This is a genomic window from Sporosarcina aquimarina, assembly GCF_033253705.1.
GTDB classification, from domain to species: Bacteria; Bacillota; Bacilli; order Bacillales_A; family Planococcaceae; genus Sporosarcina; species Sporosarcina aquimarina.
Genome location: NZ_JAUBDH010000014.1, coordinates 14,552 through 39,795, shown reverse-complemented (window position 1 = coordinate 39,795; position 25,244 = coordinate 14,552). Strand labels below are relative to the sequence as shown.

Annotated in this window: 22 protein-coding genes and 1 other annotated feature; of the genes, 16 read left to right on the top strand and 6 right to left on the bottom strand. The window is 44.3% G+C overall.

Annotated features, from left to right (window positions below):
* Positions 1-76 precede the first annotated feature (76 nt).
* The 6 genes from addB (at position 77) to QT716_RS15685 (ending at position 11,955) form a co-directional block, all read left to right on the top strand.
* On the top strand, positions 77-3,577 hold the full coding sequence (gene addB, locus QT716_RS15710) for a helicase-exonuclease AddAB subunit AddB (protein WP_317937106.1): 3,501 nt from the start codon (positions 77-79) through the stop codon (positions 3,575-3,577).
* Positions 3,552-7,259, top strand: a complete 3,708-nt coding sequence (gene addA, locus QT716_RS15705; protein WP_317937104.1) for a helicase-exonuclease AddAB subunit AddA — start codon at positions 3,552-3,554, stop codon at positions 7,257-7,259. Before addB ends, addA begins: the two co-directional genes overlap by 26 nt.
* Positions 7,256-8,452: a DUF418 domain-containing protein gene (locus QT716_RS15700; protein ID WP_317937102.1), complete on the top strand. Its 1,197-nt coding sequence runs from the start codon at positions 7,256-7,258 to the stop codon at positions 8,450-8,452. The genes addA and QT716_RS15700 overlap by 4 nt, the downstream gene beginning before the upstream one ends.
* Positions 8,453-8,494: 42 nt before the next feature.
* Positions 8,495-9,394 (top strand): fumarylacetoacetate hydrolase family protein, encoded by a 900-nt coding sequence (locus tag QT716_RS15695; protein WP_317937101.1) that lies wholly within the window; start codon positions 8,495-8,497, stop codon positions 9,392-9,394.
* A gap of 77 nt (positions 9,395-9,471) precedes the next feature.
* Positions 9,472-9,846 carry a YisL family protein gene (locus QT716_RS15690; RefSeq protein ID WP_317937100.1) on the top strand — a complete coding sequence of 125 codons (375 nt, stop codon included), beginning with the start codon at positions 9,472-9,474 and terminating at the stop codon, positions 9,844-9,846.
* Between the two features lie 657 nt (positions 9,847-10,503).
* Positions 10,504-11,955 (top strand): alpha-amylase family glycosyl hydrolase, encoded by a 1,452-nt coding sequence (locus QT716_RS15685; RefSeq protein ID WP_317937099.1) that lies wholly within the window; start codon positions 10,504-10,506, stop codon positions 11,953-11,955.
* A 30-nt stretch (positions 11,956-11,985) separates the two neighbouring features.
* Here the strand turns inward: QT716_RS15685 and QT716_RS15680 are convergent, their stop codons facing one another.
* Positions 11,986-12,834, bottom strand: coding sequence for a DegV family protein (locus QT716_RS15680; RefSeq protein WP_317937098.1), 849 nt, complete (start codon positions 12,832-12,834; stop codon positions 11,986-11,988).
* A gap of 18 nt (positions 12,835-12,852) precedes the next feature.
* Positions 12,853-13,668, bottom strand: a complete 816-nt coding sequence (locus QT716_RS15675) for a Cof-type HAD-IIB family hydrolase (RefSeq protein ID WP_317937096.1) — start codon at positions 13,666-13,668, stop codon at positions 12,853-12,855.
* Positions 13,669-13,805: 137 nt separating this feature from the next.
* Here QT716_RS15675 and QT716_RS15670 point away from each other — a divergent pair, with 137 nt between their 5' ends.
* The 3 genes from QT716_RS15670 (at position 13,806) to QT716_RS15660 (ending at position 17,286) form a co-directional block, all read left to right on the top strand.
* The gene (locus QT716_RS15670; RefSeq protein ID WP_317937094.1) at positions 13,806-14,576 is read left to right on the top strand and encodes a prolyl oligopeptidase family serine peptidase; all 771 of its coding nucleotides are present in this window, start codon (positions 13,806-13,808) and stop codon (positions 14,574-14,576) included.
* Between the two features lie 52 nt (positions 14,577-14,628).
* Entirely contained in the window at positions 14,629-14,937 is a 309-nt protein-coding gene (locus QT716_RS15665) for a metal-sulfur cluster assembly factor (RefSeq protein WP_317937093.1), read from the top strand.
* 204 nt (positions 14,938-15,141) lie between these two features.
* A complete protein-coding gene (locus tag QT716_RS15660; protein ID WP_317937092.1) occupies positions 15,142-17,286 on the top strand; it encodes an ATP-dependent Clp protease ATP-binding subunit in 2,145 nt (714 codons plus the stop codon).
* 1 nt (position 17,287) lies between these two features.
* On the opposite strand, the gene QT716_RS15655 is transcribed toward QT716_RS15660, so the two are convergent.
* The gene (locus tag QT716_RS15655; protein WP_317937091.1) at positions 17,288-17,485 is read right to left on the bottom strand and encodes a hypothetical protein; all 198 of its coding nucleotides are present in this window, start codon (positions 17,483-17,485) and stop codon (positions 17,288-17,290) included.
* Positions 17,486-17,490: 5 nt separating this feature from the next.
* Complete coding sequence (locus QT716_RS15650) at positions 17,491-17,658, bottom strand: hypothetical protein (protein WP_317937090.1); 168 nt, start codon at positions 17,656-17,658, stop codon at positions 17,491-17,493.
* A gap of 42 nt (positions 17,659-17,700) precedes the next feature.
* Here QT716_RS15650 and QT716_RS15645 point away from each other — a divergent pair, with 42 nt between their 5' ends.
* The gene (locus QT716_RS15645) at positions 17,701-17,871 is read left to right on the top strand and encodes a hypothetical protein (protein WP_317937089.1); all 171 of its coding nucleotides are present in this window, start codon (positions 17,701-17,703) and stop codon (positions 17,869-17,871) included.
* A 166-nt stretch (positions 17,872-18,037) separates the two neighbouring features.
* On the opposite strand, the gene QT716_RS15640 is transcribed toward QT716_RS15645, so the two are convergent.
* Entirely contained in the window at positions 18,038-18,223 is a 186-nt protein-coding gene (locus QT716_RS15640) for a DUF2929 family protein (RefSeq protein ID WP_317937088.1), read from the bottom strand.
* Positions 18,224-18,411: 188 nt separating this feature from the next.
* Here QT716_RS15640 and QT716_RS15635 point away from each other — a divergent pair, with 188 nt between their 5' ends.
* From QT716_RS15635 to QT716_RS15625, 3 genes are all read left to right on the top strand, one after another.
* A complete protein-coding gene (locus QT716_RS15635; protein WP_317937087.1) occupies positions 18,412-19,344 on the top strand; it encodes a beta-ketoacyl-ACP synthase III in 933 nt (310 codons plus the stop codon).
* 67 nt (positions 19,345-19,411) lie between these two features.
* Positions 19,412-20,650: a beta-ketoacyl-ACP synthase II gene (gene fabF, locus QT716_RS15630; RefSeq protein ID WP_317937086.1), complete on the top strand. Its 1,239-nt coding sequence runs from the start codon at positions 19,412-19,414 to the stop codon at positions 20,648-20,650.
* Between the two features lie 118 nt (positions 20,651-20,768).
* Positions 20,769-20,987, top strand: a complete 219-nt coding sequence (locus QT716_RS15625) for a hypothetical protein (RefSeq protein WP_317937085.1) — start codon at positions 20,769-20,771, stop codon at positions 20,985-20,987.
* Here QT716_RS15625 and trpS read toward each other — a convergent pair.
* Positions 20,944-21,930 (bottom strand): tryptophan--tRNA ligase, encoded by a 987-nt coding sequence (gene trpS / locus QT716_RS15620; protein WP_317937084.1) that lies wholly within the window; start codon positions 21,928-21,930, stop codon positions 20,944-20,946. The two genes, QT716_RS15625 and trpS, sit on opposite strands and share 44 nt — an antisense overlap.
* Positions 21,931-21,984: 54 nt before the next feature.
* Positions 21,985-22,202: a binding site (T-box leader), on the bottom strand.
* 440 nt (positions 22,203-22,642) lie between these two features.
* Between trpS and spxA the strand changes: the two genes are divergently transcribed.
* The 3 genes from spxA (at position 22,643) to QT716_RS15605 (ending at position 25,229) form a co-directional block, all read left to right on the top strand.
* Positions 22,643-23,041 carry a transcriptional regulator SpxA gene (spxA, locus tag QT716_RS15615; protein WP_025786060.1) on the top strand — a complete coding sequence of 133 codons (399 nt, stop codon included), beginning with the start codon at positions 22,643-22,645 and terminating at the stop codon, positions 23,039-23,041.
* Between the two features lie 277 nt (positions 23,042-23,318).
* Positions 23,319-23,981 (top strand): adaptor protein MecA, encoded by a 663-nt coding sequence (gene mecA, locus QT716_RS15610; protein WP_317937083.1) that lies wholly within the window; start codon positions 23,319-23,321, stop codon positions 23,979-23,981.
* Between the two features lie 81 nt (positions 23,982-24,062).
* On the top strand, positions 24,063-25,229 hold the full coding sequence (locus QT716_RS15605) for a competence protein CoiA (protein ID WP_317937082.1): 1,167 nt from the start codon (positions 24,063-24,065) through the stop codon (positions 25,227-25,229).
* Positions 25,230-25,244: the final 15 nt, after the last annotated feature.

Genomic DNA, 25,244 nt, shown 5'->3' with positions numbered 1-25,244 from the left:
GCATCTCTCAGACTTTGATTCTTCCAGCGAAAACCAGTACAATAAAAGGACTAGTATGATTGAAAGGGGCTATCTCATGACGCTGCGATTTATAACAGGACGCTCAGGAACCGGGAAGACCTATACAATTGAACAGGAAATTGTCCAAGCGCTGCAGCAAGATCCGCTTGGTCCTCCGATTATATTGATAGTGCCGGACCAAATGTCGTATTCGATGGAACATAGTTTAGCTGCTGAGTTCGGCCTCAAGGGCATGGTGCGCGCGCAAGTACTGACGTTCAAACGATTGGCCTGGCGAGTGCTGCAAGAAACAGGGGGCATTACCCGAAAAGAGGTGGATGGCTTTGGCTATCGCATGCTCATTCGAAGCGTTTTGGAAGAAAACCGTGAGGACTTCAAATTGTTCCGCCAAGCAGCGGATAAGCGGGGGTTTACGGAACAAGTCGAAGGAGTGCTGAAAGAATTCAGCCGGTATTGTCTCGATCACGGAACTCTTGCCGAGCTGCATACGCAATTGGCAGACGCATCTGCACCCCGTTCTCTCGTCGACAAAGCGGGGGACTTATCCCTGCTGCTCGAAAAAGTCGAAGAACGGTTAGGAACCTCTTACGTCGATAGTGAAGGGCACTTAGCGATGCTCTCAAGCCAAGTGAAATTCTCCTCCTACATCCAAGAAGCTGATATTTACATAGATGGCTTTGAATTATTGACGAATCGAGAGCATGAAATTTTGAGGGAACTGTTGAAAACTGCGAAACGGGTAACGGTCGCGCTTCCGACAGATGAAGCACAGCAAGCGACAGAAGATCACGAGCTGTTTTTCAGTCCGGTGCGTACGAAACAAATGATCAGCGAAATCGCTCGTGAAGAAGCCGTCGAAATCGAGTCGGAATTGTGCTTGATGACGCCAAGACGTTTCAAAAATCCAGATGTCCTTCACGTGGAAGCCCAATTTGATAAGTATCCGCCGAGGTCGCAGCCGAGCAATGGGGATGTGCGTGTAATCGAAGCGACCGACCGTCGCGCTGAATTGCATGCTGTTGCCAGATCAATCCGAAACCTTGTGATGACGGGTAAACGATACAGGGATATCGCGATTTTGTATCGGCAGCCTGAAGTGTATGACGAATTGATTGAAACGATTTTTCCTCAATATGATATTCCAGTGTTCATCAGTCAGAAAAAGCCGATGCTGCATCATCCGCTCATTGAGTTTACAAGATCTGTTTTAGAAGCAGTGACAGGAAATTGGTCGTATGAATCAATATTCCGCGCAGTGAAAACAGATTTGTTTTTCCCTCAGGGCGAAGACCGTCAAATTTGGCGGGAACGTGCGGACAGACTGGAGAATTACGTCCTTGCCCATGGAATTCATGGTCATCGCTGGTTTGACGACGTTCGCTGGCGTGTGAAGAAATACCGAGGACTTGAATTGCATACGGAAGTCCAAACGGATGAAGAGCTTGCGATGCAAGCGGAATTGCATAGTGTCCGAGACTTGATACGCGGACCTTTGGATAGTTTCGGAAAGAAGCTGAAAGCCGCAAAAGACGGTCGCCAAGCGGCAGAAGCGCTGTTTGTTTTTATGGAAGAACTCCATGTGTATGATAAAATCATCGATCTCCGCAGAGAAGAGGAACTTGCTGGAAGGCTGCTAGGGGCTTCTGAGCATGAACAAGCATGGACCGGCTGGATTAATGTACTCGATCAGTTCGTGCTCATGTTTGGTGATGCAAAAATGTCTGCAAAAGACGCCGTTCGGGTGCTGGATGAAGGATTTGACACGCTCGAATTCGCACGTATTCCGCCATCACTTGACCAAGTGACCGTGATGACGATCGACCTTGCGACATTCCTCAGCATTGATGAAGTATTTGTAATTGGCACAAATGACGGTGTATTACCGCAGCGAATCGACAATGAAGGACTAATATCGGATTCCGACAGGCAGTGGTTTGAAACAGTTGGATTTGAACTTGCTCCTTCTGCTAAATCCAGGCTAATGGACGAGACGTATAAAGCATATCGTGCATTTACGGCGGCTTCAGAAGGACTAACGATTACGTATCCAATCGCAGATGAAACCGGTAAGGCTTTAATACCATCGTTATATATTCCTAGATTGCACCAGTTGTTTGAAGGATTAACGACAGATATCGTTGTGACTGACCCACTCGATTTGCCGTCTGAAAGCGATGATCTGCCGTATATTTCACATCCAAGACCTGCATTGCCATATGCATCCGCACAAATCCGAAACGTGGAATTAGGACAGCCGCTCTCGCCACTTTGGCAGGCAGTCGTTACCTATTACGAAGATGATCCATTGTGGGCGTCGATTTTAACAAGTATTCAAGGAAAACGAAAGCAAGGAACCGATACAGAGCGATTGACGCCTGATTTGACGCACGGGCTGTATGGAGAAACGATGACATCGAGTGTCTCCCGCGTGGAATCGTATTACAGCTGTCCATTCCAACATTTCGCGACGTACGGGTTAGGCCTTCGGGAACGGACTGAATTCACATTGGAAGCCCCTGCAATTGGGGATTTGTTCCACGCGGCATTGAAATGGGTGTCCGATGAAATTATGAGGACAGGCGCAACGTGGAGCGGACTTACGAAAGAAGATTGTTACCGTTTAGCTCATGATGCTGTAGAAGGGATCGCACCGTTCTTCTTCCACCGGATCTTGTTATCAACGAGCCGCCATGTATACATTAAGCGCAAGCTGACCCGGATTATCCAACGAACACTATTTGCACTGCGCAGCCAAGCGACAGCTTCAAGCTTCGAGCCGATTGCTGTTGAAGTCGGATTTGGACCAGGTGAGCAGATGCCGCCATTATCTATTCCACTAAAACGCGGCGGCTCGATGAATTTGCGCGGCCGTATTGACCGGGTGGATGCATCTACCGTTCAGGATAAAACCTATATCCGGATAGTGGATTACAAATCGTCTGCCAAAGCACTCGATCTGACGGAAGTGTATTACGGATTATCGCTGCAAATGCTGACGTATTTGGATGTCGCTTTGGAGCATGCTGACGATTGGCTGCAATTACACGCAGATCCTGCAGGGATGTTGTATGTCCATGTCCATAATCCGATGATTCGCAGTATCCAAGAGTTGTCGGAAGAAGCGGTCGAAGAAGAAATGCTGAAATCGTATTCGATGAAAGGATACGTGCTTGAGGATTTATCCGTCGTAAAAGAAATGGACAGCGACATTGAAAAATCTTCTAAAATTATACCGGCGCGAGTGAAAAAAGACGGTTCGTTTTACGCGACATCCAAAGTGCTGGCGCCTGACGATATGCAGATGCTGCGCGGCGTTGTCCGATCTCGACACCGTCAAGCGGGCGACGCAATGCTTGCTGGGGATACACGAGTCTATCCTTATAAGTTGAAAGAGCGGATGCCATGCACCTTCTGTCCATATAAGAGCGTGTGCCAGTTCGATACGACGGATCCGAATGCATTCTACCGGAACTATGAAGAATTATCCGCACAGGCATCGTTAGAGAAAATGAGGAAGGAGGCACAATCCCATGCACATACCACCGAAACCGAGTGACGTCACGTTTACCGACGCGCAGTGGAAAGCGATTTATGCGTCTGGCCGGGACATTCTAGTTTCCGCAGCAGCAGGATCCGGTAAAACGAAAGTACTGATTACCCGGCTTATTGAGAAAGTGCTGGATGATACAAATCCCATTAACGTGGATGAATTGCTTGTTGTGACATTCACGAACGCGGCGGCAGCTGAAATGAGACACCGCATGGGAGCAGCACTTGAAGAAGCCATTGCACTGCGTCCGGAATCTTCTCATTTACGTAAACAGCTCAGCCTGTTGAATAAAGCACAGATTTCTTCACTCCATTCGTTTTGTTTGAATGTTGTGCGTCAATACGCTTATTTACTCGATATTGACCCTGGATTCCGAATTGCGGATCCGACTGAGGCTGCGTTAATGCGTGACGATACGATTGCCGATGTGCTGGAGGATGCCTATAGTGCCGAAGATCCTGAAGAAGTGTACAGGCTTGCAGACAGCTTCACATCCGATCGGAATGACCAGTCGCTGGAACTGCTGATCGATAGACTGTATGACTACTCACGCGTCCATCCTGAGCCTGAAGAGTGGCTGCTGCAAATTCCTCAGCAATATGAAATTGCAGAAGAAGTGACGATTGACGAGCTGGCATTCATCGCACCATTAAAGTCAGCCATTCAGCAAAAGCTGGAAGAAGCGGCTGCACTTTCACAGGATATGCAGCGAATCGCAGAACTTCCGGATGGCCCAGCGCCACTCGTCCCAACTGCACAAGCGGATTTAGTATGGATCAACGAAGCGATCCGGACAATCTCGCAAGGTACTTGGGAACAGACCCATGCATTTTTCCAGCAGCTTGTTTTTGTCAAAGCGGGTGCTGTGAAAAAAGATTCGTGTGATGAAGACCTCGCGAAGCGTGCGAAAGCATTACGGGATGCTGTGAAAAAACTTGTGACGGGTGTGAAAGAAGCCTATTTCGTCCGGACACCGGCTAGGCTGCTCACTGAAATCCGACTGATGGCACCGATGATGCATACACTTATAAAATTAGTCATAGAATTTGGCCATCGCTATCGCACCGTTAAAACTGAAAAAGGCATCGTCGACTTCTCGGATCTTGAGCATTACGCACTTGATATTTTAACGAAGCGGGAAGGGGATGTGCTGGTTGCATCAGATATTGCAGTAGATTATCGGTCAAAATTCAAAGAAGTCCTAGTGGATGAATATCAAGATACCAACTTGCTGCAAGAAGCGATTATCCAATTTGTGAAAAGCGGCAGTGAATCCGATGGGAATTTGTTCATGGTGGGGGATGTGAAACAGTCCATTTACCGATTCCGTCTGGCAGAACCCGGACTGTTCTTAGGTAAGTATGGACGTTTTACGGAAGCTGCCGCAGAACAAGGTTTGAAAATCGATTTAAACGCGAATTTCAGAAGCCGTAAAGAAGTGTTAGATGCGACGAACTTCATCTTTTCGCAAATAATGGGTGAACGGGTTGGCGAAATCGAATACGATGAAGCGGCTGAATTGAAATATGGCGCACGCTATCCGGAACCCGATACGACTGCACACTTGACTGTCCTTTATTCTGAAGAGGAAGAGTTTGAAGATGCCACGGGTGAAGACTTGGAGAATCTCAGAAACTCTCAAGCCGAAGCCCGATACATGGTCAAGAAAATCAAGCAGTGGATGAATGAAGGACACGAAGTGAGCGATGCATTCAGCGGTGAGAAACGGCCGATTCGATACAGCGATATCGTCGTACTGATGCGTTCGATGACTTGGTCCGCTGAAATCTCTGAAGAATTCAAGAGAGCGGAAATCCCTGTTTATGTTGAACTATCCCACGGGTACTTTGACGCCCTTGAAGTGACGATTATGCTGAATACATTGCGGGTAATCGACAATCCGTATCAGGACATTCCGCTCGCTTCCGTACTTCGTTCGCCATTTGTCGGCATGACGGAAAATGAGTTGGCCCAAGTTCGTCTTGCAGATAAAAACGCACCGTTTTATGAAGCGATGAAGACATTCATTGCCACACAAGGATCTGGCATGGAGCCTGGGACCCAGAAAAAGCTTCAGCGGTTCTTATTAGCATTCGAGCAATGGCGGAATCTTGCAAGACGCGGCTCGCTTTCTGAACTCATCTGGCAAGTTTACAGCGATACGAACTACTATGAAATGGTCGGAAGTATGCCGAATGGCAAGCAGCGCCAGGCGAACCTGCGCGCACTTCACGACCGGGCGATTGAATACGAAAAAACATCGTTCCGCGGTTTGTTCCGATTCTTGCGTTTTGTAGACAGAATGCAGCGAAGAGGGGACGACCTCGGTGCTGCAAGATATTTGAGTGAGAAAGAAGATGTCGTACGAATCATGACAATCCACTCTTCAAAAGGTCTGGAGTTTCCTCATGTATTTGTTGCGGGTGTTGGCCGGCAGTTCAATAAAATGGATTTCAATGAACCGTATTTATTCGACCAGCATTTCGGTTTAGCCGTCAAAGCAATTGATCCTGACAAACGGATTATGTATACTTCGCTGCCATTTTTAGCAATGAAGGAACAAAAAGAGCTCGAGATGCGTTCAGAAGAAATGCGGGTATTGTATGTCGCGATGACACGTGCCAAAGAGCAGCTGGAGTTAGTTGCAACAGTGAAAGATATTGAGAAGTCTATAACAAAATGGCAGGATGCACAGCTTGTAGATCCGGACGAAAGGCTTCCGGATTACATGCGTTCCCGGGCCAACGGTTATTTAGATTGGATTGGTCCTGCAGTTGCCCGCCACGCAGATTTCATGAAGTTCGGGACCACACAAGGGGCGATGGTGAAAGACCATCCATCTAAGTGGAACGTTAACACATTGCCCGTTTCCTACTTCAGTCAGACATTGCAACAATCTGATGTTGAAGAAGACGTACTGGAACCGGTAGAACTTGAAGCGGTACCTGTGGATGAAACCATTCTGGCTGACGTGACACATCGTTTTGACTATCAGTATCCGCATGCGGCATCCGTGAAAAAACGTTCAAAAGTGTCCGTGACAGAACTGAAGCGGGTTGCACAACTTGAAGCAGAGTCCGATTATAATGATCCATTAACCCATGACGCGAAGCAGAGTCAGGCCTACTTGCACGCACGACCTGCATTCCTGCAAGCGCGCGCAATCAATGCAGCAGAAGTCGGGACAGCGATGCACACGGTCATGCAGCATATTCATCTGACAGTATCACATGATTTAGCAAGTGTAGAGGCTTTACTTGAAGAGTTGCTGTCACGTCAATTGCTGACGAAAGAAGAAGTGAAAGCGCTGGATCGAAACGCGATTGTACAGTTTACGCAGTCTCCTGTTGCGGAAAGAATGAAAAACGCAAAGCGCGTGTTGAAGGAACTGCCGTTTACGTACGCTTATGATGGCGAAGACGGCGATTCCCAAATCTTGCAAGGAATCGCGGACTGCTTGTTCGAAGAATCGGATAGCTGGGTGCTGCTGGATTACAAAACGGATCGGTTGAAAGGCCGGTTTGATACTGCAGAAGCCATGGATGCAGAAATGCGTTCGCGCTATTCAATTCAACTAAGTTTGTATAAAAATGCGATTGAAAAAATTACGCACGTGCCAATTAAAGAAATGCTGTTGTATATCTTTGAAGAAGGTCGCGCACTTACAGTTCAGGAGGTCCAGATTTGATATCACAACCAACCGGTGAAGCCGGACGGATTGAAGCACTAGATATGCTTCGAGGTTTTTCATTAATAGGTATATTCATCGCGAATATGCTCGTGTTTCATTCACCATATCTTTACATGGATCCATATACTTGGTTTGAGAGTAACGGAGAAGGAATTCCGTTCATGTGGATCGATATTTTAGTGGAAGCTAGTTTTTATCCGATATTTGCGATGCTTTTCGGGTATGGATTAAGTATGCAGTATGAAAAGTCATTGCTGCAAAAATCATCATTTGGCCCAATCGCAGTTCGCAGAATGGTCATATTGCTCGTTTTTGGCCTGATTCACGCGTTTTTCATCTGGTCAGGCGATGTGTTATTCACTTATGCGGTAATGGGCTTTCTAATGATCGCTCTCGTTCGAGTACCTCCTAAATGGCTGTTTTTTGGTGCTCTGGCACTGTACATCTTGCCGCTCGGTTTATTGACCGGTGTTACGTATTTAGGTGAGCGACTGATGGGCGGGGCGTCACTTGCTGAGTTTGCAGACATACAGCAAATTACACAATCGGTTGAAGTTTATGGACATGGCGGCTACTGGACTGCATTTCTATTCCGTGCAAAAGAATGGGTTCTGATCAGCGGATTAAATCTTTTCATGACACCCTTCATGATTCTGCCTTTAATGATGGTAGGTGCAGCACTCGCTAAATGGAAAGTAATCGAGCGCGCGAAAGAGCTGAAAGGCCGATTGCTCGTCATCGGCATCAGCACGTTAGTAATCGGCTATGTGTTAAAAGCAACACCGTTTTTAATAGGTCCTGATTATTCGCTGCAGCTTGTTCAGACGTTTTTCGGCGGACCGCTTGTGGCGGCAGGATATGTAGCGCTCGTCTTGTTACTGTGCACAGTTCCATGGGTTACAAGAGTTTTCCGTCCGATAGCAAAAGCGGGACGTATGTCATTAACTACCTATATCGGTCAATCCGTCATAGCGACGCTCATTTTTTATCATTATGGATTCGGGATGTATGGCAAAGTGGATCTGATGACAGGAACGCTTACGGCAGTCGGAATTTTTGTCGTGCAGGCATTGCTTTCTGACCTTTGGCTGAATCGTTTTAAAATGGGGCCGATTGAATGGGTATGGCGAATTGGAACGTATGGCACAATTTTGTCGAATAAAAAGGAGAAACGACACGACTTGTCGTAACAGTACGTAAGACAAACCAATGAGGAAGGGATGATTTTAGCAATGAAACTACTCTCGTTTAAGTATGATGGAAAAACATTATTCGGACCAAAAGTGAAGAAAGAAGAAGCGGTATGGGATGTCCAGAAAATTGCAGAAGCAGTTGGAGAAGAAGGCTTCCCGGCATCAATCGCTGAAGGCGTTGCGAGCGGGATGGATTTCGTAGAACAAATTCGCAACTTGTGTGAACAAGCACGCGAACATGAAGGGATGGACAGCTTCAAATACTCATTTGATGCAATCGAATGGTTATCTCCAATTCCACGCACACCGAAAAATGTGTTATGCGTCGGGAAAAACTATGCGGACCATGCATCTGAAATGGGCGGAGAAGGCACTCCGGAAAAACTCATGATCTTCACGAAATCTCCAACAGCAATTACTGGCGACGAGCAAACCGTTTCAGTCCATTCATCTTTAACGAGTGAGTATGATTATGAAGGAGAACTTGCCGTCGTTATTGGAAAAGGCGGTCGCAACATTCCAAAACAGCTCGCATACGATACGATTTTCGGATATACAATCGGAAATGATTTAACGGCTCGCGACCTGCAGGCCGAGCGCAAACAGTTCTTCCTAGGTAAGACTCTGGACGGCAGCTGCCCGCTCGGTCCGTATATCGTAACAAAAGATGAAATTCCAAATCCTCACAACTTGTCCATCGTGACAAAAGTGAATGATGACGTTCGTCAAAATGGAAATACGGGGTCTATGACGGTTCCTATCGATGAAATCATTGAAGAACTTTCAAAATATGTGACGCTTGAGCCAGGGGATGTCATTTTAACAGGAACTCCGGCAGGTGTTGGAAAAGGCATGACACCGCCGACATTTTTAAAATCCGGAGACACTGTAAAGATTTCTGTTGAAGGAATCGGAACCCTTGTAAACTACTTTAAATAAAGGTCCATCTAGTTTGTCTTGCTGCCGATGTATGGTAAGATAAGGAATGGAATTGAAATTTGAATGAGGTGACTAATTTGGACTTTTTATCAAACTCAACACATTTGCATATTCTTACATGGGTCGTAGGAATTATTTTGTTCATAGTCGCGTCGGGCATGTCGCCAGGAACAAAAGAGCGTAAAATTGTAAAAATGGTGTTACGCGTATTTTACATTTTAATCATTATTACTGGATTGGCATTGTTCATCCGTTATATGGACTTGAACTCAGCACTGTATGGCGTGAAATTCCTATTCGGAATTTTGACAATCGGTATGATGGAAATGGTATTCGCAAAACAGGAAAAAGGGAAATCAACCCAGATGTTCTGGATTTTGTTCATTGTTTCCCTTCTCATCACAATGTTCCTCGGTTTCAAATTGCCGATCGGATTGGACTTCTTCGCATAATGAAGATTTGAAGTGTAACTAGGGAGGGCTGCTGAATGGTCGGATGGACGGTATTATTAGCTGTTTTTGGTGTCATGCTTCTATTCGCACTCTCTGTCGTTATTACTTCAAAACGAATGCATGCGTCGAAAGACAACGATGAGTTCGAATGAAAACACAAACCCGCTGAAAATTTTTCAGTGGGTTTTGTTATGCCATTTTCACAGGTTTGCCTTATTTTTGTGTACAGGTTTTAGTTTTCTTCAGAAACCATGGCGACGGATTGTGCGGTTTGGTAGTATTAAGAAATGAGTAATGATCACATAATGGGGATTATGGTCAGAAATCGGGATTAATGAGCGGAATTAGAGTTTTAAGATCAGATTCCGTGGTTTATGAGCGGAATTTAAGTTTTATGATCAAATATCGCGATTTATGAGCGGAATTTAAGTTTTATGATCAGATACCGGGATTTATGAGCGAAATTAGAGTTTTATGATCAAATATCGTGATTAATGAGCGGAACTTGAGTTTTATGATCAGAAATCGGGATTTATGAGCGAAACTAGAGTTTTATGATCAAAAAACGAGATTTATGAGCAAAATCCGAACTTTATGATCAACTGCAACCTATTGTGATCACACCCAACGGATTCATTTTTGAAGGAGGCTTTTTTAGTGAACGTCAAACGACTTTTCAGCATGATCATCATGATTCCACTGCTGCTGGCAACGGTTCTTCCAGGTGTTGCTTCTGCTAAAGCAGAGCGGGGCTTGAATGACGAAAGTATATACGACTTACTCGTCGATCGTTTTAACAACGGAGACGGACGAAATGACGGTGATTCAAATTCTCAAGACCCATCGGCATTTAACGGCGGGGATTTTGTAGGAGTATCCCTTCGTTTGCAGCACATTTTAGATATGGGTTTCACTACTGTCTCGTTAGGACCGGTTTTTCAAACGGCGAGCTATGATGGTTCAGAAGTGCTCGATTATTCCAAGCTGGAACCTCATTTTGGAACGGAAGACGATTTCAATTCAATGATAGACGAGCTGCATGACAAAGACGTGCGAGTGATCGCAGACTTCCCATTAGCTGGTGTCAGTAAGGATAATAAATGGGCGGACAAACTCCCGTCGACTCCTGGTGAAGGGGACACAATCGATTGGGATCCGAAAAATGCAGACGTTCAGCGTGTGCTTCAAGAAACAATGGTCGACTTCGTGAAAAAGTATGATCTTGACGGTATTCGACTCACTAAAACAAGTGGTTACGATACTGACGTATTGAATCAGTTTATAGATGCATTGAAAAAAGCTTCTAAAGATTTGTACGTCCTGACAGAAGAAGAAACGGATGCAGCAGTCGATGCACAGCCGAGTGACGAGTCCATGAAAGCATTGCGTCAATCATTCGTGAAAATCGATCCCGATTCATCACCAATCAACCAATTTGAAAAAAGCAATCCCAATGACTTAATTCAATTTGACAGCTTAACTGGACCCCGTTTTACATATGACATTGTAAAAGAAAGAATGTTTCCGCCGACTCGCTGGAAAGTCGCAGTCACTGCACTATTTACATTGCCAGGAATTCCTGTAGTGCCGTATGGTACTGAAATTGCAGTGAACGGGAAAGAAGCACCAGAAAGCCATCCGCTCTTTAACTTTAAAACGGACATGGAACTGAAGGAACTGATTGGGGATATGAACACATTACGCAATCAGTCCAAAACACTGCGCTCTGGTAACTTTAAAATGCTCCACAACGAAAACGGCTATATGGTATATAAAGTATTTGATGATGAAGAAACATGGATTATTGCCATTAACAATACAGGGGAAACTCAAAGTTATGCCCTCGATCCAAAAGAAATTGGCACTAAGAAACGACTCCGCGGCGTCTTAGATGGCGACCAAATCGTCGAAACTGAAGATGACCAGTATCATGTCGTCGTTGACCGCGAATTGGCTGAAGTGTATTTAGTGAAAGAGGACAAAGGATTCAACGTACCTTATCTAATCGCTTCAATTATGGTGTACGTATTATTCCTCAGCTTCCTATGGGCAGTATGGAGAAAAGGACGGAAAGCACGCAAAGAGCGTAAAGCATTGAAAAATAAGTAACAAAAAAGAGCGCAGTGAGCTGCGCTCTTTTTATTGTTTATTTAGGAAAAATACCGCAAGTGTTCCAGGGCCAGCGTGTGATCCAATAACGGAACCAATCATGTGAATTTGAATTTCTTTCGGATGAAACTTTTCTTCTATCAAGTCACGAAGTTCGTTTGCTCCTGCTTCGTCATCACCATGACTGATTGCGATGATTTGGTCACCCACGTGGTCTCCGCGCTCTTCCATCAATTCAAGCATCCGTCGGAATACCTTCTTACGGCCGCGATGCTTTTCAATCGGCACCAAACGGCCGCTCTCTACATGCAGCAGTGGTTTGATGTTAAGTAAGCCGCCAAAGAACGCACTCGCTTTAGAAACCCTTCCGCCTTTTGCCAGATAGTCCAAATCTTCAACAGTGAACAAGTGCTCCATATTACCAGCCATTTTACGGACTTTGCGTTCAATTGAGCGGACATCCTCGCCAGCATCCCGTAAGCGAACTGCTTCTTCGACTACTAATCCACAGCCAAGAGATGCACAGCGCGTATCCACAACGATTAGATTCATGTTAGGATTACCTTCTTTTACCTGATCTCGCATCATGACAGATGTCTGATATGTACCCGATAATTCAGAAGAAAAGGCAATGTAAATACCATCTTCTCCTGTTTCGGCAAATTCCTTCCACAATGCAAGCACACGGTCAGGAGAAACTTGTGAAGTTTTCGGCTGCTTTCCAGCACGGATGGCCTGGAAGACTTCTTTTGAATCAATCTCCACGATATCTTGATATTCCTTACCGTCTAGCAATACGGTCAGAGGAAGAAGCGTTACATCATTTTCCTCCAAGTACGATTTAGGCAAGTCGCATCCACTGTCTACGAAAATTTTCATGAAAATCCTCCGCTCGCTTTAAGTTGTTTTTAAATTAAGTCGCTCTTGTAACATTACGGCAATGCCGTCTTCATTATTCGTAAGAGTTACCTCATTGGCAATCGATTTAAGTCGATCAATGCCGTTACCCATTGCCACACCGATGCCTGCGTAATCGATCATTTCCAAATCATTGTCTTCATCACCAAATGCAATAATTCGTTCTTGTGGTATACCAATCCATTCCGAAACTTTGGATATTCCAACGGCTTTGTTTAATCCGTGACGAATGACTTCAACCACTTCCCATGGAGCGCCCCAGCGACGATGCTCAATTACTTCCGCATGGACTTCTTCAAGATGCTTACGGATTGGATCGGCCATCCCATCTCCTCCTTGAATAAGAAGACTTGTAGGATTCACTTCAAGTGATTTACGAATATCACCTTCTTGAATTTTGGTCGTTCCATAACTGAAAATGTCCAGTAACTTTTCGTCGTGGTACTGTAAATAGACATCATCCATTACTTCCGCGACAATATTTTTGAAGTTAAAGTCTTGCATCGCATCCACTACATCCTTGACTACGGATAAGTCAATCGTTTCATGGACGGTTTTCCACGAGCGGTCTATAGGATGATGCACGAATGCTCCATTAAAGTTTACAATAGGCGTTTTTAGTCCAAGTTGTTTATAAAAAGGTGCGCTGGAGCGATAGGGACGACCGGTTGCAATCATAATTTGGTGTCCTTCGGATTCCGCCTGTTTCAATGTAGCCAGCGTTTTCTCAGAGATTACTTTTTTGTCAGTTAAGAGTGTTCCATCTAAATCTAATGCGATTAAATGAGGTTTCATAGTTAAACGCCTCCTTCTTATTTAAGTGTAGCCTTTCGATAGGTTGCAAGTCAAAAAAGTTTACCGCGGGCGCAACTTTTGTTTTTTTAGAAAAATATTGGTATGCTCAACAAAACTGTAAAAAGAGGTGTCGAAGGATGAGGGTTACTGAAGAACAATGGGGCACAGTCCCTTTGTTGCATATTGTCGATGAACAGCAAGAATCATCTGAGATGCCGGTCGTTTTGTTTTTCCACGGTTTTACCAGTGCAAAAGAACATAATTTACATTACGCATACAACCTGGCTAAAAAAGGAATCCGGGTTTTATTGCCAGAAGCGCATTTGCACGGTGTACGTTCTGAATCTTTGGATGAAGTCCAGCTCAGCGTACGATTCTGGGAAATCGTACTGACGTCAATCGAAGAAGCCGGCTACCTTCATACAGAACTGAAACAACGAGGATTACTGGACTCTGACAAAATCGCATTTTCGGGTACATCAATGGGAGGCATTACGACGCTTGGCTGTCTTGCTGCCTATCCTTGGATCACCACTGCAGCGGTCATGATGGGAACTCCAGGTTATGTAAAACTTGCAAAAGGGCAAATGAAGCAATTCGAAAACAAAGGATTTAAACTTCCGATGAAAGACGAAGATATCCACAATTTACTCGAAACGCTCGCTAATTTTGACTTAACGCAGCATCCAAAACGGTTGAATGACCGTCCTGTATTTTTCTGGCACGGCATGAACGATACGATGGTACCGTTCGAACCTACGCGTAACTTCTTTAATTCCGTGAAAGAAGCATACAATGAGCATCAGGAAGACTTTGAATTCATGGTGGACGAGCATGCAGGCCATGCAGTTTCAAGACCTGGGATGCTGCGTGCAGTCGAGTTTTTAGCAGACCATTTGAACGAATGATGCCGGTTTGTTATGATAGATAAAACTAATTGAAATCGAAAGGGGAATTCCAATGGCTGATGAAATGAAAGAAAGCATGATGGGCGCACTCGAAAACGTTATTGATCCTGAGCTTGGTGTCGATATTGTCAACTTAGGTCTCGTCTATGACGCTGAACTGCTTGAAGATGGTATCGGTAAAGTTACAATGACTCTGACTTCTATTGGCTGTCCAATGGGGCCGCAAATTGTTGCCAACGTTAAACAAGAACTGATGGAGCTTCCTGAAATTAAAGACGTCGAAGTCGACATCGTTTGGAACCCGCCATGGTCACGTGACAACATGTCAAGATATGCAAAAATGGCGCTTGGCGTTCGATAATACACTCTATAAAATCCGGTTTGTGCGCTTAGGCACAGATCGGGTTTTTTGTTTCGTTTATGATAAGCAGAATGGGGAAATTGGGTAGTGAATGGGCGGAGCTTGTCACTTTACACACTATAAAAAACGAGGTATACTAGTATTAGTCAAAGATAGTCAAAGTCAAATAAACTAAAAAATATACTATTAATGAGGTGATGGTTCATGAGAATGGACGGCGTACAAGAAGATCAGCGTTCCCCATTAGAACAGTTTGGACGGAACCTAGTTGAAGAAGTAAAAAACGGTAAAATGGACCCTGTCATTGGACGGGATGAAGAAATTCGCAATGTGATTCGGATTTTATCGAGAAAAACAAAAAATAACCCAGTACTCATTGGAGAACCTGGTGTTGGTAAAACAGCAATTGTTGAAGGTCTCGCTCAGCGTATCGTAAAAGGGGATGTACCGGAAGGGTTGAAAGACCGTCAAATCCACGAACTTGATATGAGTTCCCTTATTGCGGGTGCGAAATACCGCGGGGAATTTGAAGAACGGCTAAAAGGCGTATTGAAACAAGTGAAGGACAGTAATGGTGAAATTATTTTATTCATCGATGAAATTCATACGATTGTCGGAGCAGGTAAGACGGAAGGCGCAATGGACGCAGGCAATATGTTGAAACCGATGCTTGCACGTGGCGAACTGTACTGCATCGGTGCGACGACACTGGATGAGTATCGGATGTACATCGAGAAAGACCCTGCACTAGAGCGCCGTTTCCAGCAAGTGATGGTGCGCGAACCTTCTGTTGAAGATACAATTTCCATTTTACGCGGACTGAAAGAACGATTTGAATTGCACCACGGTGTGCGCATTCATGACCGGGCGCTTGTTGCATCCGCAACGTTATCGGACCGATATTTAACAGAGCGTTTCATGCCGGACAAAGCGATCGACTTAATGGACGAAGCGAGTGCGATGATTCGTACTGAAATCGACTCCATGCCGCAAGAACTGGACCAAGTGACGCGTCGTATTTTACAGCTTGAAATTGAAGAGCAGGCACTGACGAAAGAGACAGACACAATCAGTCAAAATCGTTTGGAAGCCTTGCGTGAAGAACTTCAGGAACTGAAAGATTCTTCATCCGGTATGCGTGAACAATGGAACGAAGAGAAACGGAAGCTGCAAGAAGTGCAGGATGTTCGCGAAGAGTTGGACCGTGATCGACGGGAATTGGAAGACGCGGAAAACAAATTCGATTTGAACAAAGCAGCAGAACTTCGCCATGGTAAAATTCCGGCTCTTGAGCACAAGCTGCATGAGTTGGAAGATTCATTTACAGGCGGACAAGAGAATCGATTGATCCGTGAAGAAGTGACGGAAGACGAAATTGCGATGATTGTCGCACGTTGGACTGGAATTCCTGTGACGAAACTGATGGAAGGCGAGCGGGAGAAATTGCTGCGTCTGGACGAGACATTGAAAGAGCGTGTGATTGGCCAGGACAATGCGGTACAGCTCGTAACTGAAGCTGTATGGCGTGCGCGTTCAGGTATTAAAGATCCGGAAAAGCCGATTGGATCATTCCTGTTTTTAGGTCCTACGGGTGTCGGTAAAACGGAACTCGCGAAAACACTCGCAGGAACGTTATTCGACTCAGAAGACCACTTCATCCGAATCGACATGTCCGAATATATGGAGAAACATAGCGTTTCCCGTCTAGTCGGAGCGCCCCCAGGATATATTGGATATGAAGAAGGCGGGCAATTAACAGAAGCCGTACGCCGTAATCCGTATTCAGTCGTTTTACTGGATGAAATCGAAAAAGCACATCCTGACGTCTCCAATATCTTGCTGCAAATCTTAGATGATGGCCGCATTACAGATAGTCAAGGCCGTCTTGTGAGTTTCACGAATACGGTGGTGATCATGACATCGAATATTGGTTCTCAATATTTAATGAGCGGGCAATTTGAATCTGAAGAACACGCGACAGAAGATTTAGTAATGGCGGAACTTCGCAATCACTTTAAGCCAGAGTTGTTGAACCGCATGGACGATATCATTATTTTCCATTCACTATCAGGCAATGCATTTGTACAAATTTCTCGCAAAATGCTGGAAGATCTCGTACGGAGATTAGCAGGGCAGGATATCCGGTTGACGTATGAAGACTCTGTGCTCGATTGGGTTGTTGCTGAAGGAACAGACGCAGACTTCGGAGCGCGTCCATTGAAACGCTTCATACAGCGATATGTGGAAACTGCAGTTGCAAAAGAAGTCATCAAAGGCGATCTCGCAGAAGGCGAACGCTTGCATCTTCGGATGGAAGACGGTTCGTTAGTTGTGGATAAAATCAAATAATCTATTGGGTATGCCACTTTTCGTGTAATGCGGAAAGTGGCTTTTTGAATTTTGGATGAGTTTGATAGGGAATCGGCACTTTCGCAGCTGAAATTGGCAATATGGAGAGCGGAATCGGCACTTTGAAATTTTGAATCGGCAATTTGTAGTGAAGAATCGCCAGGATAGGAGAGTTAATCGGAAAAGGTGGACAATTCAAGAGCGTTAAGGGATTAATTGGTAGCGCTCCGCTTGTTGAAGGATGCGTTGGGCTAGTATCGGGGATATCGGCAATATGGAGAGCGGAATCGGCATTATCGAGTTTTGAATCGGCACTTTGTAGCGAAGAATCGGCAAGATGGAAAAGTTAATCGGGAAAAGTGGACAATTCAAGAGCGTTAAGGGATTAATTGGTAGCGCTGCGCTTGTTGAAGGATGCGCTGGGCTAGTATCGGGGATATCGGCAAGATGGAGAGCGGAATCGGCATTATCGAGTTGGGAATCGGCACTTTGGAGCGAAGAATCGGCAAGATGGAAAAGTTAATCGGAAAAGGTAGACGATTCAAGAGCGTTAAGGGATTAATTGGTAGCGCTTCGCTTGTTTAGAGAACACCCTACGCAGTGAATTGGTAGCGCTCTGCTTTTTAGAGCACACATTACCCAATGAATTGCTAACGCTCCGCTTGTCTAAAAGACAACGACGCAGCGAAGCACTTATTTCATTCCAATAAAAAACAGCTCAAGGGAAATTCCCTTAAGCTGTTATGTAGGATCAATGCTCTGCGACTGGCTCGTCCCCGATAACCGCTGAAATTGCGAAAATCATAAGAGACAAAACTACTGAGACAATGATTCCTGTTGTAAATTCAAACGTTGGTACGTTCGCAATGGCGCCTGCTACATAGTTCAGCATAGAAACCAATAGGAATGACCAAACAAAAGTCATAATGAATTTCATCGCAATCACCTCTAAAATACTTTTTCACCTTTCATCATATCATAGCGACCCTCGTTGTGAAACTCAATTTACCATCGAGATACAAAGAGTTTGACGGATTCGTGTCTCTATTGTTGAAAAATCTACAGAAACCATTTATGATTAATACCAGGTACTAACAATAGATAATAAGGAACGGGGTATGGGCAATGGGTGTAGGACTTCTCAGTATCGGCAAGTATGTGCCAGAACATGTGCTGACAAACGCAGATCTTGAAAAAAGAATGGATACATCAGACGAATGGATTCGTACACGTACGGGAATTGAAGAACGCCGAATTGCAGATAATAGTACAGATACATCAGATATGGCTTTTGCAGCAGCTCAAGAAGCGATTGAGAAAGCAGGTATAACACCAGAACAAATCGGAATGATTTTAGTAGCTACGGTTACGCCGGACATGCCATTTCCATCAGTTGCAACAATGCTCCAAGATCGTCTTGGTGCAAAAAATGCAGCAGCGATGGACATTTCAGCAGCATGCGCTGGGTTCATGTATGGCGTCGTTACAGCAAAACACTTTGTAGAAGCGGGAACTCACGATTACGTTCTTGTGGTCGGAGTTGAAAAACTATCGAAAATCACGGATTGGAAAGACCGTAATACAGCTGTGTTATTCGGAGACGGAGCCGGTGCTGGAATCGTCGGAAAAGTTAGCGGAGATCGTGGTATTTTATCATTCGAACTCGGTGCGGATGGCACAGGCGGCGAGCATCTTTATCAAGACCGTTACTTGAAGATGAACGGCCGCGAAGTGTTTAAATTCGCAGTTCGTCAGATGGGCCAATCCGCTGTCAACGTGATCGAAAAAGCCGGACTTCAAAAAGAGGATATCGACTTCCTAATTCCACACCAAGCGAATATCCGAATCATGGAAGCTTCCCGGGAACGGTTAGGACTTCCACCTGAAAAAATGTCTAAAACTGTCCACAAATACGGAAATACATCCGCGGCATCGATTCCCATTTCACTTCATGACGATGTCGAAGAAGGCCGAGTGAAAGACGATGATGTACTCGTCCTGGTTGGATTCGGCGGCGGCCTCACTTGGGGCGGAATTTGTATGCGGTGGGGTAAGTAAACCGAAATAGACTTTATTTTAAACTAAACTACTAATATGATGTGCGATACGAAGGAGAGTTCAATTAATGGAAAAGCGACGCGTAGTTATTACTGGAATCGGGGCCGTTTCCCCGGTAGGCAATTCTGCGGAAGAGTCTTGGCAATCCGTGCTTGACCGCAAGTCAGGGATTGGTCCATTAACACGATTAGATTCAGAATTATTCCCAGTTAAAGTTGCAGCAGAAGTAAAAGACTTTGACATAGAAGAGTATTTGCCGCGTAAAGAAGCTCGTAAAATGGACCGTTTCACGCACTATGCGATGGCAGCGTCCATAATGGCGATGAAAGATGCGGGCCTTGAAGAATTGGATGAAGAAACTGGACTCCGCACAGGGGTTTGGATCGGATCAGGAATTGGCGGAATGGAGACACATGAAAAACAGTTTCTGACATTCCAGGAAAAAGGCTATCGTCGCGTAAGTCCTTTCTTCGTTCCTATGATGATTCCGGATATGGCGTCAGGCCAAGTATCTATCCACTTTGGAGCAAAGGGAATCAATTCATGTACAGTAACAGCCTGTGCATCAGGTACGAATTCCATCGGTGACTCATTCGAAGTGATCCGCCGAGGCGACGCAGATGTCATGATCACAGGGGGAGCAGAAGCTCCGATCACAACAATGTCTGTCGCAGGATTCTGTGCCAACACGGCGCTATCACTTAATCCGGATCCAAACACAGCTTCACGTCCATTCGACAAAGAGCGTGATGGATTTGTAATTGGTGAAGGTGCAGGAATTATTATTTTGGAAGAATACGAACATGCAGTGAAACGCGGAGCTAAGATTTATGCGGAAGTAATTGGGTACGGGTCAACAGGGGACGCGCACCACATTACAGCACCAGCTCCTGAAGGTGAAGGTGCAGTTCGGGCGATGCAGCAGGCGATCAAGCAAGCGGAAATTGCTCCTGAAGACATCGGGTACATCAATGCCCACGGAACGAGTACCGCTTACAACGACTTGTTTGAAACAATAGCTGCAAAAACAGTATTCAGTGATCATGCGTACAAACTGGCAATCAGTTCTACAAAGTCAATGACGGGCCACTTGCTCGGCGCGGCTGGAGGGCTTGAAGCCATCTTCACAGCAAAAGCGTTAGAGGAAGGAATTTTGCCTCCGACAACGAACTATGAGAATCCAGATCCTGAGTGTGATCTTGACTACATTACAGACGGTCCACGTAAAGCCGAAGTTTCGTATGCAATGAGCAACTCACTTGGATTTGGCGGTCATAATGCATCATTGATCTTTAAGAAAATCTAATCGTTTATAGTAAACACAAAAGAGCTGCCCGGAAAATTCTTCCGATGCAGCTCTTTTGTTGTTTTAAACTGTGGACGACCATCATATAGTAGGACAAAACTATAAAAGGGCCGATGTCATGACACGACTGTTCTTTTTCTTACTGAGCTATGGTTTGATCGTTACGACCTGTACGACAATGATCACGTATTTAAATTACACGTCGATGGGGTATGATATGCGTACTGTTGGACTTTTCATCGTCCAATCCGCTGACTTCACCATGTTCGTTGCGGCTGTCATTTTACTGCTGATTACCGTTTACGCCCGAGTCCCATCGCGGCTTCCATTTTCGTAAGCGTTTGAGAGGCGAGAGCGTTTGCTTTTGCTGCGCCTTCATCCAAAATGGTGTCTAATTTGTCGGATTCCATTAATTCACGATAAGTTTCTTGGATCGGAGCCAAGTGGTTAATGACGCTTTCTGCAACGCCAGCTTTAAAGCCGCCATAGCCTTGACCATCATACTTTGCAACGAGATCTTCCACAGAAACACCCGTTAAAGCCGATTCAATTATCAATAAATTCGAAACTCCTGGCTTGTTTTCAACGTCAAAACGGACAACTCCTTCAGAGTCCGTCACTGCACTTTTAATTTTTTTCTCAATTTGTTTCGGCGTATCCATTAAGAAAATCGTTGCTTTTTGATTTGGATCCGATTTACTCATTTTTTTAGTCGGATCCTGCAGCGACTTAATGCGTGCGCCGACTTTTGGTATGCGCACTTCTGGAATCGTTAAGACTTTGTCATAGCGGCGGTTGAAGCGCTCAGCTAAATCACGAGTAAGTTCCAAATGCTGCTTCTGATCTTCTCCGACAGGGACTACGTTTGTATTGTACAAAAGAATATCAGCAGCCATTAGCGGAGGATACGTAAGTAAACCTGCAGAAACACCATCTTGACCATCTGACTTATCTTTAAACTGAGTCATCCGTTCAAGTTCGCCGATCGAAGCAGTGCATTGCATAATCCAGCCAGCTTGTGCATGCGCAGGAACTTCTGATTGTATGAATAAAATAGACTTATCAGGATCAATACCACTTGCGATGTATGTTGCGGCAAGTGAGCGGATCGCTTGCTTCAAATCATCTGGATCTTGTTGAACCGTGATTGCGTGTTGGTCTACGATACAAAAAATGCAGTCTGCCTCATGCTGTACTTCAGTAAATTGTCTGAAAGCCCCAATGTAATTCCCTAACGTAATGATTCCCGTTGGCTGAACGCCTGAAAAAATAGTTGTCATACTCATTTCCTCCTTAAATTTAAACACAAAAAAACACCGACACATCCCTATATAAATAGGGACGGTCGATGTGCAGGAACCGCGGTGCCACCCGAATTGCCCGAAGGCCACTCAAAACCCTTAACGCGGGATTACGCAGTGGATGGCAGAGTTTACTGCGCATTCAACCGAGCTCGGGAGCCCATTCCTTCCAACCGCTTCACCTGTTCACACCATCCACAGGCTCTCTTTAGAAGCTGCATTAAAAGTACTTGTTCCGTCTAAGCCGTTCTAGTAATTGGAGTAATTATAAACAACTTATTCTGTAAATGCAAGAATTATTCTGTTTAAAAAAAGAGGCACGGGGAATACTTAAAATAATTAGCAAAACTTTACTTTGTTTGGAACCTTTTTGACTTTTAAACGTACTAATAGTTAACAACATATTTTCATTAGGAAGCTTTAATTGATAATACGTTTTCAGAAAAATGATGGTTTAGCTCTTTTTCAATAAGGGTATAACAGTAAAGATTAACTAAGTTATGTACTGAAAACACGGCAATTATTGCGGAATTGTTACATTCTGAATGAGTACCTTAATTATTTTTCAAAAACTGTATTCATTGAGAACAAATGTGTGTATAATAGATGTTATGAAGATTAATTAAAATAATTCTAATGTAAACAATGAAATCACAACTATATGAAGCCGATTGAAAGGGAGTGTCAGCAAATGGGCGTTACTTTATTTACATCACCAAGCTGTACATCATGTCGAAAAGCGAAAGCATGGTTGGAGGAACACGAAATTCCATATGAGGAACGCAATATTTTCTCCGAGCCTCTAAATATTGATGAAATCAAACAAATATTACGAATGACGGAAGATGGTACTGATGAGATCATCTCAACTCGTTCTAAGATTTTCCAAAAACTAAACGTGGATGTAGAAAGTTTACCACTCCAACGCCTATATGAATTAATCCAAGAGCACCCTGGGTTATTAAGAAGACCAATCATCTTAGATGAAAAACGTCTTCAAGTAGGTTATAATGAAGATGAAATACGCCGCTTCTTACCAAGAAAGGTAAGAGCCTATCAGTTACTAGAAGCAAGACGCATGGTAAACTAAGAACACTTATAAATAAGCTGATAGGGGATGACATGGTGAATGCCGTAAACCTATCAGCTTTTTCCATTCTCCTAGTTTCCGTGTCGTATGCAATGAATTATTCTACTAACTAGCAGCAAACAGTAGTTTTTTCACATTAAAAAATTTTGTCTGCAAATTGCGAGGCAAAACCCTTTCGTTACTGACGAATTGAACATATAGTAGAAGAAGCATCGCGGGAACAAAAAAATGAGGTAGGACAAAACGTCTACTTCGGGGGAAAGGAGAGAGACTAATCATGGAAATCGAGAGAATTAACGAGAACACCGTCAAGTTTTACTTGTCCTACGGGGATATCGAAGAGCGAGGCTTTACTCGAGAAGAAGTGTGGTATAACCGCGATAAGAGTGAGGAATTGTTTTGGGATATGATGGAAGAAATCGATTCTGAGTCCGATATTGAATTTGAAATTGAAGGACCTCTTTGGATTCAAGTACACGCAATGAGCGGCGGAATAGAAGTGCTCGTAACCCGTGCTCAGTTGCCTGAAGACGGAGAATCGACGGAATACCCATATGGTATTGATGATCCTCGTAAACTCTTTCAGCCTGAACTTGAAGCAGCGATGAATTCGGATGAATCTCCGGAAGACCATGTTGCGGACAGTCGAAAGGCGCCTGCACGAGAAATGTTCGTGTTCAAAGAGTTTGATGATTTAATCCCTTTGGCTTCTCAACTATCTAATTTTGATGAAGCAACTTCGTTGTATGCCTTCGAAGACCACTATTACTTGTATATTGATTATAGTTCTTCGGAAAAAGAACTATCCGATAAAATTGATATAGAAAGTATTGTACTTGAATATGGGACGCCTACTAATGTAACGATTCATCGTCTGCAAGAGTATGGCAAGGAAGTTATTGCCACCGATGTATTCCATACAATCGAGTCGTATTTCTAAATCAATCTAAAACCACCTCTCAGGGTGGTTTTTGTTTTCCTTAAAATTTGCTTTTCCTTTATATAATTTGTAGACTATTCAGTGAAAGGAGTGATTGAAATATTAACAGCAACTTTACCAGATGGAACACCTATCGTTTTAAATGAAACGCTTCAGCGCGAACGCTTAAGAGCTTGGCGTCTTACGGAACAATTCGCTTGTCCTCAATGTGGAGAACGCGTTTTGTTGAAGGTTGGATCCGTCCGTATTCCCCATTTTTCACATGTCAGAGATTCAACCTGCTCTGCAAACTTCTCAGAAGGAGAATCTCAGCCGCATCTCCAAGGAAAGCAAGTGCTGTACTCCATGTTTCAGCGTTTAAACAAATTGCCTGTATTGGAGCCCTTCATTCCTGAACTCGCTCAACGACCTGACTTACTTATTGAGCATGATGGGCAGGCCGTTCCAATCGAATTTCAGTGCAGTCGTTTGCCTGAAGAAGTAAAAGCAGGACGAACAATAGGATACCAGTCAATCGGGATGGAGCCCGTTTGGATTCTGCACACCCCTAACAAGTATCGCGATCTTCCTGAAGGATTGGGTGTCTACAGTTTTACAGCTTTTCAGCAACTCTTTTTTTCAAAAGATTTAACTCCAGAATGTACACTGCTCACTTTATCCCCAGAGACAAAACAATTCCATTATTTTAGCCATCTTCTTCCCATTGAAGGAAATCGATTCATCGGAATTCATCGAAGACTATCGATATCTCTTCAAACATTTCCTTTTGCAAGACCTAAACTTCCTGACGAACAACTCATTCACAGCTACTTCAAGTTTTATAAAATCCATAGGACGACCCATTTGGAACGTGTACTATTTTTAAATAGGAAAGGTGTTCAAAACTCTTTCTTGAAAGCTTGTTATGAATTGAAAATGAGACCAGCTGAACTTCCGACCTGGATCGGGGTTCCTGTAAAATACAATGGGACTTTCACAGTTCCTGATTGTGAATGGCAGTTAGAACTCATTTACATGTTAAAGCGCTTCGGCTTCCCGCCATCCAGAGTTCCCATACAGCGGCTGCGTCGATTTATACATTCCTATCCGGGATATAAAGAAGACCAGCTCCTTGCTTGTATGGAATACTTACAATTTCTCCAGAGAATTAATTGGAAAAAGAAGGACTTTTTATCAAATGAACGAATAGAGTTAGTGATACTCAACCTTCTGTCAGATAGATTCCTTGCATTACAGATGGAAAATTGAGAAAATGATAAAAGA